A 16410-nucleotide genomic window follows, 5' to 3' on the forward strand; every position below is an offset into this window, starting at 1 on the left:
CCCTCCTCAAATTGAAAACAAGCATAGCCCTGCCGGTTTGGAAAACATCCCCCAACCAGTCAGGGCACGCTCACTTCTTAAAAAATCTGGAAAGCTCGCCTTGAATCAGAGAAACCTGACCCGGCCGCTTGCCTCCGCCCAATAATTGCTGCTTAAGCATGCGATGCAACTGAGTGTCGGTCATCTCGCGGCGCTTAACCTCGGATTGCTCGTTCATCACAGTAGCGTCTTCAGAGTCCTTCGAAACAGGCAGCAGCACCTGCTTGATGCCGGCGATGTTAACTCCCTTTTCGATCAAATCTTTGATTTCCAGCAGGCGTGCAACATCATTAAAAGAATAGAGCCGCTGATTACCTGCGGTTCTCGCCGGTATGATAAGCTCATGCTGTTCGTAGTATCTGATTTGTCTTGCTGTTAAATCAGTCAATTTCATCACAATTCCAATCGGGAAAAGCGCCATATTGCGGCGAATTTCATCCGTCATGACCCATCACCTCTGTAGACTTGAAACCTACTTATATTGTAACTTCCCTACAAAAACATGTCAAGTGATGTTAGGTTTTAATGGAGTTTCAATGTGAGAATAAGTCACAACAAGCCTTGCTCCAACATATTGTTAAGAGCTGTGAGAACTCCGAGCTTACAGTGCGAATAAGTGAGGCCGCCTTGCATGTAGGCGATATATGGCTCGCGGATAGGGGCGTCAGCGGACAGCTCCAAGCTTCCCCCTTGAATAAACGTGCCTGCGGCCATGATCACCGGATGCTGATACCCTGGCATATCCCACGGCTCCGGCACGACGTGGGCGTCGACAGCCGCCGCTTGCTGGATGCCCTGCACGAACGCGATTAAATGTCTGTCGCTGGTGAATTGGATGGCTTGGATTAAATCGGTACGCGGATCGTTCCACTGGGGATGCGTTACAAAACCAAGCTGCTCAAACACAGCGGCCGCAAAGATAGATCCTTTCACAGCTTGTCCGACTAAGTGCGGAGCCAAAAACAGCCCTTGGTAAATCGAACGGGTGGTCCCAAGCATGGCGCCCACTTCGCCGCCGATGCCAGGTGCAGTCAGCCGGTATGCGGCCAGCTCCACATACTGCTGTTTACCCGCTATGTAGCCGCCTGTCGCGGCGATGCCTCCGCCCGGGTTTTTGATCAGTGACCCGGCCATCAGGTCCACGCCCACCTGTGTAGGCTCCTGTGTCTCGGTGAATTCCCCGTAACAGTTATCTACGAACACGATGACATCGGACTTCACATCTTTCACGCAGCGCACCATTTCTCCGATTTCCGCGACTGAGAACGACGGCCGCCAGGAATATCCCCGGGAGCGCTGGATACCGATCACTTTGGTATCAGGTGAAATGCCGGCACGTATTCGTTCGTAATCCGGTGTGCCGTCGGACAGCAGCGCGACCTCGTTGTACGTGACACCCCAGTCCTGCAGAGAGCCCTTGCCGTCGCCCGGTGTGCCAATCACCTTATGCAGCGTATCGTAAGGCGTTCCGGTAATCATCAGCAGCTCGTCGCCGGGACGCAGCACACCGAATAGCGCCGTACCAATCGTATGTGTCCCGGACACAAAATGCGGCCGCACCAAGGCGGCCTCCGCTCCGAACACATCGGCATAGACTAAATCCAACACCTCACGGCCGCGGTCATTATACCCGTAGCCGGTCGATCCGGTAAAATGATAATCGCTAACTTTATGCTTCTGAAACGCACGGATGACCTTCCATTGATTGTGGTCGACCAGCCGGTCTAATTGTTTAACCCTGCCCTCGATTATTTGTTCAGCTTGCTCCATCAACGCGGTGATGCGTTCGTTAAACATGTTCCGTATTCTCTCCCTCATTCTCCCGCTGATCCATGGCATAATGAGCCAGCAGGTACCCCAGCTTATCGTATTCTTTGTTGTTAACCCTTACCTGAATAAGCATATCGCCGCCTTCTACTTCATTTTCCAGCACTTCGCCGACACGATACAGCAGCGAAATTACGTCGCCTTTTTCAGCCGGCACGCGGAAGGTTTTGCATTCGCCCATGAGCTTAGCCTCGATACGTTCACTGAGGCGTTCCAGATCAGTTTCATTGTATGCGGATATCCGCATACATTCGCCACCCGTGGTTAGCATGTCAACCTGTTCCGCCGAGCACAGGTCCACTTTATTAAACAGTGTGATTTGCTCCGTTTTATGTGCGCCCAGCTCCTCAAGCACCTGCCCGACCACACGCATTTGCGTCGCCATCATGTCCGATGCACCATCTACCACGTGCAGTATGAGATCCGCTTCGTTTGCCTCCTCCAACGTGGCACGGAAGGCGGCAACAAGATCATGAGGCAAGCTTTGAATAAAGCCTACCGTATCGGTCAACACAATTTGCTTACCGCTTGGAAGCTCGAAATTGCGCGAGGTTGGATCCAGTGTCGCAAACAACTGATTCTCAACATAGACATCAGCATTTGTCAGCTGCCTGAGCAATGTCGATTTGCCAGCATTGGTGTAGCCCACCAAAGCCACTTGAAAGACACCGGTTTTCTTTCTGCGCTCTCTATGCAGAGTCCGGTGCTTGACTACCTCCTGCAGCTGGTGCTTCAGTTCAGTGATCCGATTGCGGATATGTCTGCGGTCCGTTTCCAGCTTCGTTTCCCCGGGGCCCCTCGTGCCGATGCCGCCCCCAAGCCGTGACAAGTTCCTGCCTTGTCCCGACAGACGCGGCAAAAGATAGCTCAGCTGCGCGAGCTCGACCTGTATGATGCCCTCTTTCGTCTTGGCCCGCTGTGCAAAAATATCCAATATCAGCTGGGTGCGGTCGATGATTTTTACATCCAAAAACTCTTCCAAGTTGCGCACCTGAGCGCCGGAAAGCTCCTGATCGAAAACAGCAGTGTTCGCACCGCGCTCTTCGATCAACTGTTTCAACTCTTCGGCTTTTCCCTTGCCGATGAACCATTTTGAGTCTACAGTCTCTTTGTTTTGACTCATAGTGGCCAGAACTTGAACACCCGCCGTTTCCGATAAGCTCACCAGCTCAGCCAATGAGTGCTCCGCCTCGTACGCCTCCTGCCGTTTCTGCTCTTGGGTGACCAAACTCACTAATACAGCCCTCGGCTGCTCGTGTTCAATGGTATGTGTGGTTGGTTTCATAAAGTTTTAAATGTCTCCTTTGCCGTTTTTCGCTCCAGCTTCACGTCCTCCGGACGCAGTATCATCAAATCCTGTTTGCTCGGCTGCTGAGAGCCCTGATTCAACAGTCGGACCGCCTGATTGCGCATTGCCTTTTCTATGAGATTCCGCACATATCGTGCGTTGCTGAAAGAGGTCTCCGCTTCGGCCTGCTGCTTCTCGCTTATAATCTGCTGTCGGATTTTTATCTCAGTTTGCGGAATTAAGGCGTACTCCCTTTCCTTAACCATCATCTCTGCAATCTGCATCAGCTGATCCACCGTATAGTCGGGAAAATCCAGCTGAATAGGAAAACGTGACGGCAGCCCCGGATTAGTTTGCAGAAACCGTTCCATCTCCTCGCCATACCCCGCGAGAATAAGTATAAACTGATTTTTATGATCCTCCATAGCCTTCACTAATGTGTCGATCGCTTCCTTGCCGAAATCCTTCTCACCGCCGCGCGCCAAGCTGTATGCTTCATCGATAAACAACACGCCGCCAATGGCCTTTTTGACCAGCTCTCTGGTTTTCAATGCTGTATGCCCGATGTATTCACCCACCAAATCTGCACGCTCGACCTCAATCAAATGTCCTTTAGTCAGCACGCCCATGGTTTGCAGCAGCTTGGCTATAATTCGTGCTACCGTAGTTTTGCCCGTCCCGGGGTTTCCTTTGAAAATCATATGATACACCTGAGTTTTCGCGGTCAGCCCAACCTCCGCCCGCAGCCCTGCCACACGCAGCAGCGCATAGATTTCGAACACAAGCTCCTTTACATTATCCAAGCCGACCATGCGGTCAAGCTCCTTCATGATTTCTCCGAAATGGCCCTGCTGAGACAAGGGCTTTCCATGAAAATGAGGCTCCGCGTCAGAGTGCGTATTCACTTCCGGATTACGCAAAACCACATTGATTTGGTGGGCATTCTTCGTTATATGAATTTGATCTGTCGTCACGACACGTCCACTCATGCGCATCACCTCTTTACTTGGTGTTAGCAGTATACGCAGGAGGCCCAGATGAATGTGCTTTTTTTTCAGATCAACCTATCTAAATATAAAACAGCTCGCGCGTGCTTGCATGGTAAAAAATAATTTGCATAGAAACATAACGTACCACGTCTGCATGTCGATTACAAATCAGGTTATAACATAAAAAGCGGTTTTTGTGCATCTGCAGCCACACAGTGTGACGCAAGACAGATGGCTTGACAAAAAGAGCGGTGAACGAAAACGTTCGACCGCCCTTTCGGTGACCATGCCGGCGTTGCGTGTAACCCCGCTGAGCGAGCAGCGTATCGGAACTACTCAAATAACTTGCGCAGCATTGCCAAATTCAACTTCTCTGTGCCGTCCAGCACGATGTCCGCTTCCGCCAACCCATTGCCGCTGCCGATCCCCACTGCTTTCATCTGGGCGGTTTTGATAGCGGTTATCCCTGCCGACGAATCTTCAATGCCAACGCAATTGCCGGGTTCAATCCCGAGCTGATCAGCCGCCGCCAAGAAAATATCCGGTTCAGGCTTGCCCTTCGGCAGCGCCTTCGGATCGATCACCGCGATAAAGTAATCCCGCACGCCCAATTTGTCCAGCACGACGGGTGCATTCTCACTCGCGGAGGCGATGGCCATTTTTATGCCCTCAGCCTTTAACTCCTCCAGCAAGGGTAGGATACCCGGAAGCAGGTCGTCAGGGGTTATGGTTTGGATCATGCTTTTGTAATACTCGTTTTTCCGCGCGGCCCATTCTTTCTTCTGCTCATCCGGCACAGTGACCCCGCCGTTCTGCAGAATCAGCTCCAGCGAGCCCATACGGCCTACGCCTTTCAAACGTTCATTCACCTGGCGGTCAAACGGGATGCCGAGCTCGTCGGCAAGCTTTTTCCAGGCTAAATAGTGCAGTTCCGCTGTGTCCGTGATCACGCCGTCCAGGTCAAAGATAGCAGCCTCCAACCGCTTAAGCAGACTGACCTGGTGCGTGCGGCCGGGAAGTAAACTAACCTTCGATGCCCGATGCACGATGTCCATTGCGCTTCCTTCGAGCAAGGTGTACGCCGCTGTGTCACGCGAAATATGGATATCGATCAAGCGGCCCTTGTAGCTGATGCGAAAACCGCACCCGGTCCATTGCTCTGGCAGTACCGGATCAAAATGCAGTTCGCCGCCGAAGTCTCTCATCCCTCCGAATCCGTGCACTATGGACAGCCAAGCGCCGGCCATTGCGGCCGTGTGCAGGCCATCCTTCACATTTTGGTTGATGTCATCCAAATCCATCCGGGCGGTCTGGTGAAAATAATCATAGGCTTGCTCGACCAGCCCGATTTCGGCAGCCACGATGCTGTGAATACATGGCGACAGCGAGGAATCGTGAGTCGTGATCGCCTCGTAGTAGCGGTAGTTCCTGATTTTCTCTGCCAGAGTGAAATGATCGCTTTGCAAAAACAACGCCAAAACCACATCTGCCTGTTTTAACACTTGGTGCCGGTAGATGACGAGCGGATGGTAATGCAGCAAAAGCGGATAATTCTCTTTGGGCGTGTTTGCAAAATCCCACTTTTCCTTGTCGAGAAATCCCTCGTGCTGCTCCGTGATCCCCAATTCCTCATCGTAGGGAACGTACATGCGGTCTGCCGCCAGCTTCCATTGCTCGATCTCATCCACCCCTAGATCAATTCGCTGACTCAGTAGTCTGAATTGCTCCGGGAAATGCTCCTGCATCCGTATGGCCGTGTTATATGCGAACGCCAGATTTTCCTGCGCCATCAGATTCGTATAGGCATTGTTGCTCACTATAGCCGTGTATTCATCCGGCCCAGTGACGGCGTCTATGCAGAAGAGACCGTTCCTCCGCGGATTGAAATAGCCGAAATCGACCCAGAACCTTGCGGTTTCGAAGGCCATCTCCGCCCCTTTTTCAAGCAGAAACTGTTCATCTCCGGTGGCATTGACATATCTTTGCACTGCGTAAATAATATCTGCGTTGATATGTACCTGCGCGGTGCCTGCGGGATAGTATGCTGAGGTCTCCTCCCCGTTAATCGTTCTCCACGCATACAGAGCCCCATTCTGCGACATCTCCCGGGCGCGGTCTCTCGCTTTATCCAAAATGCTATAGCGATATTCCAGCAAGCCCCTGCCTATCTCCGGGTTGGTATACGTAAAAAACGGCAGCACATAGATTTCCGTATCCCAAAAATAATGGCCTTCGTAGCCTTCTCCGGTCAAGCCTTTCGCCCCGATGTTCGTCTTCGCATCCCTGCCTGCCGACTGCAGCAGCTGAAACGCATTAAAACGGATTCCCTGCTGCAGCGCCGGGTCGCCTTCAATTTGCACATCGGCCCTATGCCAGAAACGATCGAGAAATTCCTGCTGTTCCGTTTCCAAATTGGGGAATCCGGTGCGTTTGGCTTCGTCCATGTCATCATTGGCGCGCCGCATAATTTCTTTCACCGGAATATCCCGGGAGGTATGATATGTAATAAACTTTGTGAGTGCGACTGTATGACCCTGTTTGGCGGGAACTTGAAATGACATCTTTACTTTTTGCGCCTCGGTGGTAACCGATAAATTATACGGCTCCCAGGATAACACGTCGTGATCGATTGCGGCGACTAACGTAAAGCCTGTGTTTTTTGTCTTATGACGTATCCATGCCCGCGTGCCTTGCGCATCCAGTTCTTCTGTTCTGAGCGCCTGTTCAGCGAACGCCGCACCAAGACGGGGATCATCCTTGCCGCCAAGATTGGTCACCTCCCCGTTGATCATCGATTCAAAGGTAACGTGCCCGTCGAAGTTTACCGGTGTGACCTCGTAATGGATCGCTGCGACATGTTTACGCTGCAAACAGACGATCCTGCGCACCTTGATGCTGATTCTCTTACCGGTAGGAGATTCCCATTCCACTTCACGCGTCAAGTGGCCGCGTTTGATGTGCAGTTCACGCCGATAGTTTAGAATTTTGCCAGTGAACAGATTAAACCGTTCGCCATCCAAAAGGACGTCTATGATTTTTGTGTCCGTGACGTTGAGCATGGTTTGTGTGTTCCGCGCGTAGCCGTAGGCATCTTCCGGATAGTGAATCGGCTCCGAATCGTAAAACCCATTCAAGTATGTACCGCTGATACTGGTGCCCTCCGGTCCGCGGTATTCTTCTTCAAAGTTTCCCCTCATGCCGATATAGCCATTGCCGACGGCAAACACGGCCTCGTTGCGCATATTATTCTGTATTAGAAACTCGTCTTCGCGAATACTCCATTCGGTGTACGGATAAATGGACGGAATGTTAACGTCAGACTTCATATGTCTTTGTCCTCCTATCTTATGGCCACAATCCCACATTTCAGCAATGTTATGCTGTCCCAATATCTCCAACGCTATGCTGTACAGCGCACCGCTGGCATAAGAAAAAACCTGGCCGAAGCCAGGTCAAGGGCAAAGACAGCGCCGCAACTAGCAGCGCACTGATTGAAGGCAGCGTATCCTGTTCAGCCCGCTGCTGTGGCAGTAGACTTAACGAACTTCTCTGTGCAGGGTGACTCTTTTTAGGCGTGGACAATATTTCTTTAGCTCGAGCCGCCCCGGATGCGTCTTCTTGTTCTTGGTGGTCGTGTAGTTGCGGTCTCCGCTTTCCGTGCAGGCTAACGTTACGATAACACGCATAGTCTCTCCCCCTTTCCACTAGTGATAAAAACACGTGCGATGATGTCGTAGGCGACATTAGCGATGAGCAGCCAAGCAGTGTTATTCGGCCGCACCGGACAAAAGCAGCTCGATCTGCTCGGGAGATACGTTGGGCAGCTCGTCTGGAATCGCACTCCAATCAGAGCTCATTTCTTCGTCGGTCAGGAGACATTGATCGAGCTGTGCAATGATCGATTCTTTATCCAGGTCTAGGCCGATTAGCACAAACCTCGTCATTCGGTCACCGTATGTCTCATCCCACAGCTCTTGCAGCTCCGGCTCCTCACGCAGTGCGGCTTGCCGATCGGCCGCCGGCAGCGCGGCAACCCATAGCCCGGCCGGACCGAATTGAATGGATGGGCCCGCTTGACTCAAACTTTGAGCCAGCTCATTTCTCGTTGCGAGCCATACGATTCCTTTTGCACGGACCACTTGCTCCGGCCATTCCGCCATCCACTCCGTAAACCGCTCCGTATGAAACGGCTTGCGTCGCTCATACACGAACGATGAGATCCCGTATTCATCCGTCTCCGGGGTGTGATGCTCCTGCTCCAGCTCCTGCATCCACCCTGCAGATGTGCTCGCTTCCTCAAAATTAAAAAGACCGGTATTGAGGATTGCCCGTGGGTCAACACGCCCGTTCGTAGTGCGGATCAAGGCCGCCCGCGGCTGAAGCTTGCGAAGGATTTGCTCCAACTGGCTGAGAGAGTTCTCATCTACAAGATCGCATTTGTTCAGTACAAGCACGTCACAAAACTCGATTTGGCTGATAAGCAGATCAACTACATCCCTCGTGTCGTCCTCACCCACCGACTGCTGTCTCTCTACCAATGTTTCGCCACTGGAAAAATCATGCCAAAACCGATAAGCGTCCACGACAGTAACCATCGTATCTAATCTGCAGTACCGGGTGAGATCAATGCCCTGCTCTTCATCTATGTAAGAGAATGTCTGAGCTACCGGAACGGGTTCGCCCACGCCGGTCGACTCAATGAGGATGTAATCGAACCGGCCCTCCTGTGCCAGCCGCTCCACCTCGCGCAGCAAATCCTCACGCAGCGTACAGCATATGCAGCCGTTGGACATCTCCACGAGTTTCTCTTCGGTACGTGACAAGCCCCCGCCATTTTTGATCAGGTCTGCGTCTATGTTTAGTTCACTTAAATCGTTGACAATCACGGCGGCTCTGATATCCTCGCGGTTGTTCAGCACATGGTTTAATATCGTAGTTTTACCGGTACCCAGATATCCGCTTAGCACGGTGACGGGAATCTTGCTGTCTGCGTTAGCCATTACATTCGCTCCTCATATGTATGTTTAATTGTAATAATTACAATTACAAAACATATGATACTCGATCCACTCGCTTTTGTAAACAGTATTCATTACGAATAAGAGCTTGTTGGTACCATGGTCGCGGCTTCAAGCACAAAAAAAGCGAATGTCCTGAGCTCCATCTGCAGGACAAACGCTTTAAATTATTCTGCTAGGCCTTCAATTTCTCAGAAGCAATGGCTGCTGAGGTCTGTCAACGCCGCGCCGGGAAATAATAGCGCTAACTATTTGATTGCAATTGACGGGAGCATGCCCAATTGTCACGCTTGAGTCCAAAGCAATAACAGTGAGTGGCATGCAGTCGATTGCACGTGCACTGGGTGCTTCTATCAACTTCGTCGGCGGCCACGAGGTGGTCAGGCAATGAATTGTTGCTTAATAAAATTCAACGTCAATTCGTCTCTGGGAATTCACCGGTGACTTCTTCATCCGTACTTCGAGCACTCCATTCTTATATGTCGCCTTGACACCTTCAGGAGACACGCTTGCAGGCAAGGCGACGGCTCTCTGAAAACGACCAGTGAAACGTTCCTGCCTGTGCATGTTTTCCGCCCTCACTTCGTTCACCCTATGCACCGAGCCATTGATGGAAAGCACGTTGTTGTCTATAGCAATACTTACATCTTCTCTCTTCTGTAAGCCTGGAATATCGCATCTGGCGACGACCTCGCCCTCTGTTTCATATACATCAACATTGAAATTCCCGAACCCAAGCGTTCCTGTTTGAAAAAGTGCCGCGTCATTGTTGAAAAAGCGGTCCAATTCCCGTCTAAAGTTGTCAAGCTGGCGGAACGGTTCAAAAGGCACTAACGGCATGTCGAAACCTCCATGAATGTTTTAAGATACTATCCTCAATAATGGATAAAATATTCATTTGACCGCCATGTTGAAACCCTTCGAGCTACCTAAAATATCCTGCATCTGGAGCTTTCTTTAACAACTCGAGACGCCGCCACCGACTGCCTCTCCCCAATGATAAGAAGCCGTCGGTTATCTCCCCTTGGTAGGGCGACGGCTTTTAGCATGGACTCGGTGCATCATCAGTTCTTCTTCCATTGCTCGAATGCGTTGGCAGACGCCGGCGGATTTAATGTGAATGAGTACGGAACAATATTCCCCAAGTAATATACTTTCGTATCCTCTCCTTGGATTGTTTTCAGCGAATTGACTAGCATTGAATCGAGACAGTTTCAACTCCATCCCGTACTCATCCATTAAATCACCTCGGGCTAGATGTCAGCTATCACTGAGTCCTAGTTTAATGCTTCACGCTAAATTTTTCCTCGATGTTTCGATCGAAGACAAAGACGGACATCCCAAAATCTCTGTCAATATCAATGTCCACGAACAGATCGACAAACCGCGCACCGAGCAGGTCTTCCATTTCGACCGGTGGGCTGTCTTTGTACGTTTGCTTGACCATTTCCGTTCTCGCTGCCCGTACCATCTGTTTGCCTTGATCAGCACCAGCAATAAACCTCTCGACCGGTGATAAGTTCCCCTCCATTTCACAAATCGCCCAGTTCTTACAAAACGTCGTCACGATCTTCTCCGGGCCTTTGCCCATTTGCGATTTGCGAAAGGTTCGCACTAAATTACTGAATTCAGCCTCATATTTGTTCATATGTCCAGTCAGCCCTTTTGAAGTTAGTATGATTGGTGTCCGCCATGCAAAGCCTCGAAAACGGCCACCGCTTTTCATCCGACAACAGTTGCCCACGTCGCCACAATGACCGGCACGCTGCTCCACCAAAGACGTTGTAGACTGATTGCGTCGTCAGCCTAATCCAGCAATTAGGCAAGTAGACTACATCATTCGTAGCGCGAGAATCTCCGCAAACGTGCCACCGTCGCGCCATCACGGCTTATCCAAAAATTGTGCAACCGCAGCAAAAACAATCGGCGCTTCCGGCTCAAGGCAAATCATGTGACGCGTGTTTGGAAACACGTGCAGCTCCTTTTCTCCCTTTACGTGTTGGTACAAATATATGGCGCTTTTCGGATGGATAATTGGATCCCGTGCGCCTTGTGCGATCAGTGTGGGCACCTCGATCTTCGATAACTCCGGCCGCATACGCCTATTCAATGTTACAAACTGCAGCGTGGCCGGAAGTGGAGTTTTTTTGATCTTCCAGTCCCAGAAGGCCCAGTCGCGCAGCTTTATGCGCCGCCGGATGTCTTTGATGAAGCGCTGGGGACTAAAATAAAATACGGCCGCGTTTAACAGAACCAGTCTGCGTACAGGAAACCGGTTAGCCAAGTAGGCCGCTAATAGTCCGCCCATAGAAAAGCCAACCAAGTCGATGCGTCCGTGCCGCTTGGTCAACCGATCAGCTTCCTGTGAAGCGCCTTCCAGCCAATCACGCCAGCTGACCTGTCCCAACGTACGAAGCTCCGGATCATGGCCGGGCAGAACCGGAACATGGCAAGTCATCCCCAGCTCTGCGAGGTGGTCCGCCAGTGGTGTTACCTCATAAGGCCCGCCGGTAAAGCCATGCAGCAAAAGGCATTGTTTGTTATCCACAGCGGGACTCCTCTCCTGCGGCATGATACAGCTTAACCGCCGTGTCATCTATGAAGCTTCGCATAGCAAGCTTATCCAACCATGCAGCGGGAATGCCGTCAACGCCATAGTAGGCACCGGCCAATTGGCCGTATATCGCTGCAGTCGTGTCCGCGTCATCTCCTAGATTGGCTGCCATCAAGCAGCCCTCCGCAAAGCTGCCGCTGTGATAAAACGCCCACAACGCCGCCTCCAGTGACTGCACCACATACCCCGTTCCCCGTATGTCCGGAGGATGCAGCTGCTTGAAAGAGCCCAACGCGATGGCATCGATCTCCGGGACGAACCCACGCTTCTCCATGAAAGAAGGTGCCGGCGAGTAGCGCTCAGACAACAGCTCCGTCTTGTGAACGCCACTTAATGCTCCTATTATCAATCCGCCAAAGTAGCGGCAGGCATCCACTGACAATATTGAGCCATGCGTCGTCAGCGAGCTGTCACCGGAACGGATGATCGCCTCTTCCGGGTCTCGCGCGAAATACAGCGGTACAGGCGCAAGGCGCATCAGCGCGCCATTACCTGATGCCGTCCGGTTAATTACACCGCTGAATGCTTCCCCAGTGCGTTCGAAGCGCTCCAGGGCATCTCGCACAGTGTTACCGATATCGAAGCAGGTGCCGGTACTGCTCAAATAACCTTCACGATACCACCTGACATACCTCTGCATTTGATCATAAGGATGAAACTTTTCGCATGCCAGCAAGCTCTCCGCCAGACAGAGCGCCATCGATGTATCGTCCGTCCATTGTCCCGCATCTAATTGAAACGGGCCGCCGCCGATAAGATCGGTGACCGGCGCAAATGTGCCCGGAGCTTTAAATTCCAATGTTGTTCCCAACGCGTCGCCCGCAGCTAATCCGAGCAAGCATCCCCGATAGCGATCCAACTCTGTTAAGTGACCTGATGACATGCGAATCCTCCTTTGTTTGCAAACGGCTGAATTATTCCTCTGTGATGGTCACAGATTCAATAGCTACCTTCTCCGTCGGCCTATCGTCAAGAGACACCGGCGTGGCTGCGATCTGCCGTACCACGTCCATCCCTTCAGACACTCTGCCGAAGATAGTGTAGTCCGGTATCTTGTTGAGCGATATACTGTCTTTGCCAGTGCAGATGAAGAATTGACTACCGTTCGTATTCGGTCCCGCATTGGCCATCGCGACTATGCCCGGTTCGTATTTATGCGGCGAGCTCAGCTCATCCTCGAACCTATATCCCGGACCGCCCGTGCCGGTACCCGTCGGATCGCCGGTCTGCACCATAAACGTCGATATAATCCTATGAAAAATAATATCCCCGTAGAAGCCTTCCTTGGCTAAGAATACGAAGTTGTTTACCGTTTTGGGCGCATCCTTGGCGAATAAATCGATCGTGAAAGTCCCTTTGTTTGTTGTGACAGTCGCCTGGTAAGATTTGTTCGGGTCAATTTGCATCTCAGGAGGGGTTGTCCACGATTTCTGCGCGCCTGGGTTCGCGGTTGGATTGGACGGCGCCGCATCGCCTGCTGACGTGCTACCTTGTACGCCGGACTGTCCTTGCGCGCTGCCTGAGGTGCCTCCTTGTCCGCTCGACGCTGCCGCGCCCTGCTCCGCGTATTTCGTGCCGCAAGCTGAAAGCAGAAGTACACAAGCGGCCGCCACTACGGCCCATTTCGCCGTTTTCACTGCAATTGCTGCTATCATATCCAGACTTCAACTCCATATACTTTCTGATTTATGGACCAAGCCATATCCATTATTATACTACGGCGAAGTGCTATATAACAAAATGCCGCACGCTAGAACATAAAAAAAAGCCCTTGCCGCGTCGTGCGGGCAAGGGCGATGTCACGGTGCAGGGCCGGGGGCCGACAGCCCCCTACGGCCTAGCGCGTGCCGGCACCGGATCCCGGCTCAGCCGCGGGATCCGTCCCTCTGTCACCGGCGCTCTGCCCGGTGACAGGAACTCCACCACCCGTGCCCGGGGTGGTGCGTCCTGACGGGGTCGTGCCCGAAGGCGACCCCGTCTGTGGCGCAGGTGCAGGTTGCGAAGCACCTGACCCTGCGTCGCTGCCGCTGCCCCGTCCGGCAGCGGGCTCACGGGTACCGCCGCCAGGCGCTGCGGTACCGGGATCTTCGGTACCGGCGCCGTCGGTACCGCGAGGGTCTCCACCGGGCGCGGTCGCCCCGCCCGGTCCAGCACCGCCGCGCCGGTCACCCGGCTCCGGCGTGTCTTGGCCTGGCGTCCCGCGGCCTTCCCCATCGCGGCCTTGCAGATGGCCGGGATCTCCGTCGCCCGGCATCTGACCCGGCTGCAGGTCTTCGCCTTCACCCGGAACCTGGCCCTCGCCCGGCAGTTCACCTTCACTTGGGAACTCGCCTGGTGTTTCTCCAGGCTGCAAGGGATCGGTTCCTTCTATAGCAGGCACCGTCACCGTTGCGAGGTTAGATCTGTCGCCAGGTTCGCCGCTATTGCGATCGATCGGTACCACCGCGTACTGATAAGTAACGCCCGGTGTCACCAAGATATCTTTTACATTTGTAGCTTCCGTCGTGGTAAGAGGTTCAGTGGAGAATTCCGCCTCCTGCTCCTCCTTACGCAAAATCTGATAGCTTGTGCCTTCGCTCAAGGGGGACCAGCTTAACGCCACGGCCGGGCTTGGCCCTTCCACATATTCCGCCTTTAGATCAGTTACCCCTTTTGGAGGAGGCACCGGTTCCTTCACGCCTTGCGGCCTCGTGAACTCGGTCATCTCATGCTTGGCGAGTGCCTTGGACATAACCTCCTTGAAAATCACGGCAGGCGCACCGCTGTTCATGGAAACATAGTGCTTCGCATCGGGCTTGTCAAAACCAAGCCACACCGCCGCGCTCCATTCTGGCGTATAACCGGTAAACCACAAGTCACGGTTGTATTTCTCCAGACCCTTGATCACATTTTGTGTTGAACCGGTTTTGCCCGCCACAGGACGGTTGAACTTCGCTGCTGCACCTGTGCCGCCCGGCTCCACCACGCCTTGCATCATATGCGTCATGTAGTACGCCGTTTTAGCGCTCATCACCGGTTCCTTGCTCTGTTCGTTAAATTCAAACACGGTTTCGTTGTCTCTATTTACAATTTTGGCAATAGAGTGTGTCGTGTTGAAGTAACCGTTATTGCCGAACGCACCGTAGGCAGCCGCCATTTGTACCGGCGTGGCTCCATGTGTCATACCACCCAATGCAATCGCCAAATGGTTATCCTTCGCTTTGTCAAACTGGATGCCCAGTTTTTCAGCAAACTGGATGCCATTCCTCACATTAAGTTCGTTCAATAGCCAGACCGCAGGTGCGTTAATGGACCTTTTCACAGCGTCGTACATCGTCACCTGGCCTCTATATACACCATCGTAATTTCGCGGCGAATAGCCGTTGTAATTTTCCCTGGTGTCCGGCAGCATACTGTAAGGCGTATATTTACCGGTTTCCAAAGCAGGAGCATACACTAGAATCGGCTTGATGGAAGAGCCCGGCTGCTGCATGATCATTGCGCGGTTAAGTCCGGTAGCCACATAATCGCGTCCCCCCACCAACCCGACTAATCCGCCGTTTTTGTGGTTGATGATAGCCATGGCCCCCTGCATCTTTTGCTGCGGTCCGTCCTTTTGGAAAAACTTCGGATTCGCAAAGGTTTGTTCCATAATTTTTTGCGCGTTGGCATCCATAGTAGTGTAAATTTTATACCCGCCGCGCAGCACCTCATCCTCAGAAATGCCGTGCACTTCGTTAGCTTCATTAATCACATAATCGATGAACGCTAAATAATTTTTGTTGCCGCTCGTCGTCTGAGGGGGCTGATAGTCCACAGCGGCGGCCTCAGCACGCTCTTGCTCTGTGATGTACCCTTGGTCCAGCATCAGCTGCAACACAACCGCGCGGCGCTCCTTGGATTTCTCGGGATTGGAGATCGGATTATAAACGCTTGGTGCCTTCGGAATAGCGGCGAGAGTCGCCATTTGCCACACTTTTAGCTGCTGCAGATCGGAAACATTGAAATATCTTTTTGCTGCAGCTTTGACACCATAAGCCCGTTGGCCGAAAAATATGCGGTTCATATACATAGTTAGAATCTCGTCTTTAGTGTACTTGTCTTCCAGCGCAACGGCGATGGACATCTCGGTGGCTTTACGAAAGAATGTTTTATCATTGCTCAGAAATAAATTTTTAGCCAGCTGCTGAGTGATCGTGCTTCCGCCTTCCACCGCACTGCGCGCTACGATATCTTTGACCAGTGCGCGGCCGATGCCCAAGAAATCGATCCCCGCATGCTGCTCGAACCTTTGGTCCTCTGTTGCTATAAAGGCTTGCCGCAGCTTCTCAGGCACTTGCTCCGTCGTTACCATTTCCCGGTTCTCATATTCACCGTGCAATAACGCTAATTCGGCCCCGCTGCCGTCATACACATGGGAAGCTTGATCCATATCCAGCTTATTCCAATTTTCATTCAAAATCTTATTACCGCTGATGATGATAAAGATATAGACCCCGAGCGCGCAGATCAACGCAACCAAGGCAGCTACAAATGCCAACGTGAGCGCTCTCCCCACGCCCATTTTTTTCTTCTTTTTGGTCGTGGTTTTGCCCGTCGTTGCTTTCTTGACAGTAGACATCTCCGTCACCCCTTTTTTCTCTTTACAATAAAAGA

At 52.3% G+C, this 16410-nt stretch carries 13 protein-coding genes; all 13 read right to left on the minus strand.

Annotated elements, in window-relative coordinates:
- Positions 1-70: 70 nt before the first annotated feature.
- Complete coding sequence (locus tag CBW46_RS05400) at positions 71-484, minus strand: MerR family transcriptional regulator (RefSeq protein WP_089198982.1); 414 nt, start codon at positions 482-484, stop codon at positions 71-73.
- A gap of 104 nt (positions 485-588) precedes the next feature.
- Entirely contained in the window at positions 589-1836 is a 1248-nt protein-coding gene (locus CBW46_RS05405; RefSeq protein WP_089198983.1) for a methionine gamma-lyase family protein, read from the minus strand.
- The gene (hflX, locus tag CBW46_RS05410) at positions 1829-3151 is read right to left on the minus strand and encodes a GTPase HflX (RefSeq protein ID WP_089198984.1); all 1323 of its coding nucleotides are present in this window, start codon (positions 3149-3151) and stop codon (positions 1829-1831) included. Before hflX ends, CBW46_RS05405 begins: the two co-directional genes overlap by 8 nt.
- Positions 3148-4143 carry an AAA family ATPase gene (locus CBW46_RS05415; protein WP_089198985.1) on the minus strand — a complete coding sequence of 332 codons (996 nt, stop codon included), beginning with the start codon at positions 4141-4143 and terminating at the stop codon, positions 3148-3150. Before CBW46_RS05415 ends, hflX begins: the two co-directional genes overlap by 4 nt.
- Positions 4144-4475: 332 nt before the next feature.
- Positions 4476-7469: a beta-phosphoglucomutase gene (gene pgmB, locus CBW46_RS05420; RefSeq protein WP_089198986.1), complete on the minus strand. Its 2994-nt coding sequence runs from the start codon at positions 7467-7469 to the stop codon at positions 4476-4478.
- Between the two features lie 210 nt (positions 7470-7679).
- Complete coding sequence (gene rpmG / locus CBW46_RS05425; RefSeq protein ID WP_089198987.1) at positions 7680-7829, minus strand: 50S ribosomal protein L33; 150 nt, start codon at positions 7827-7829, stop codon at positions 7680-7682.
- Between the two features lie 81 nt (positions 7830-7910).
- On the minus strand, positions 7911-9143 hold the full coding sequence (locus CBW46_RS05430; protein WP_089198988.1) for a GTP-binding protein: 1233 nt from the start codon (positions 9141-9143) through the stop codon (positions 7911-7913).
- 417 nt (positions 9144-9560) lie between these two features.
- Complete coding sequence (locus CBW46_RS05435) at positions 9561-10001, minus strand: Hsp20/alpha crystallin family protein (protein ID WP_089198989.1); 441 nt, start codon at positions 9999-10001, stop codon at positions 9561-9563.
- 442 nt (positions 10002-10443) lie between these two features.
- Entirely contained in the window at positions 10444-10809 is a 366-nt protein-coding gene (locus CBW46_RS05440; RefSeq protein WP_089198990.1) for a Na-translocating system protein MpsC family protein, read from the minus strand.
- 234 nt (positions 10810-11043) lie between these two features.
- Positions 11044-11709 (minus strand): alpha/beta hydrolase, encoded by a 666-nt coding sequence (locus tag CBW46_RS05445; RefSeq protein WP_243633183.1) that lies wholly within the window; start codon positions 11707-11709, stop codon positions 11044-11046.
- Positions 11702-12658 carry an ADP-ribosylglycohydrolase family protein gene (locus CBW46_RS05450; RefSeq protein ID WP_089198992.1) on the minus strand — a complete coding sequence of 319 codons (957 nt, stop codon included), beginning with the start codon at positions 12656-12658 and terminating at the stop codon, positions 11702-11704. The genes CBW46_RS05445 and CBW46_RS05450 overlap by 8 nt, the downstream gene beginning before the upstream one ends.
- A gap of 31 nt (positions 12659-12689) precedes the next feature.
- Entirely contained in the window at positions 12690-13430 is a 741-nt protein-coding gene (locus tag CBW46_RS05455) for a peptidylprolyl isomerase (RefSeq protein ID WP_089198993.1), read from the minus strand.
- A 182-nt stretch (positions 13431-13612) separates the two neighbouring features.
- Positions 13613-16375 carry a PBP1A family penicillin-binding protein gene (locus CBW46_RS22025; protein WP_089198994.1) on the minus strand — a complete coding sequence of 921 codons (2763 nt, stop codon included), beginning with the start codon at positions 16373-16375 and terminating at the stop codon, positions 13613-13615.
- Positions 16376-16410: the final 35 nt, after the last annotated feature.

It is taken from the genome of Paenibacillus xerothermodurans, from assembly GCF_002220865.2.
In the GTDB taxonomy this organism is placed as follows: domain Bacteria; phylum Bacillota; class Bacilli; order Paenibacillales; family NBRC-103111; genus Paenibacillus_S; species Paenibacillus_S xerothermodurans.

Bases quoted from the DNA above. Each gene is read 5' to 3' on its own strand.
- rpmG (WP_089198987.1), bottom strand. From the start codon at position 7,829: ATGCGTGTTATCGTAACGTTAGCCTGCACGGAAAGCGGAGACCGCAAC.
- CBW46_RS05405 (WP_089198983.1), bottom strand. From the start codon at position 1,836: ATGTTTAACGAACGCATCACCGCGTTGATGGAGCAAGCTGAACAAATA.
- CBW46_RS05450 (WP_089198992.1), bottom strand. From the start codon at position 12,658: ATGTCATCAGGTCACTTAACAGAGTTGGATCGCTATCGGGGATGCTTG.
- CBW46_RS05400 (WP_089198982.1), bottom strand. From the start codon at position 484: ATGACGGATGAAATTCGCCGCAATATGGCGCTTTTCCCGATTGGAATT.
- pgmB (WP_089198986.1), bottom strand. From the start codon at position 7,469: ATGAAGTCTGACGTTAACATTCCGTCCATTTATCCGTACACCGAATGG.
- hflX (WP_089198984.1), bottom strand. From the start codon at position 3,151: ATGAAACCAACCACACATACCATTGAACACGAGCAGCCGAGGGCTGTA.
- CBW46_RS22025 (WP_089198994.1), bottom strand. From the start codon at position 16,375: ATGTCTACTGTCAAGAAAGCAACGACGGGCAAAACCACGACCAAAAAG.
- CBW46_RS05415 (WP_089198985.1), bottom strand. From the start codon at position 4,143: ATGAGTGGACGTGTCGTGACGACAGATCAAATTCATATAACGAAGAAT.
- CBW46_RS05435 (WP_089198989.1), bottom strand. From the start codon at position 10,001: ATGCCGTTAGTGCCTTTTGAACCGTTCCGCCAGCTTGACAACTTTAGA.
- CBW46_RS05440 (WP_089198990.1), bottom strand. From the start codon at position 10,809: ATGAACAAATATGAGGCTGAATTCAGTAATTTAGTGCGAACCTTTCGC.
- CBW46_RS05430 (WP_089198988.1), bottom strand. From the start codon at position 9,143: ATGGCTAACGCAGACAGCAAGATTCCCGTCACCGTGCTAAGCGGATAT.
- CBW46_RS05455 (WP_089198993.1), bottom strand. From the start codon at position 13,430: ATGATAGCAGCAATTGCAGTGAAAACGGCGAAATGGGCCGTAGTGGCG.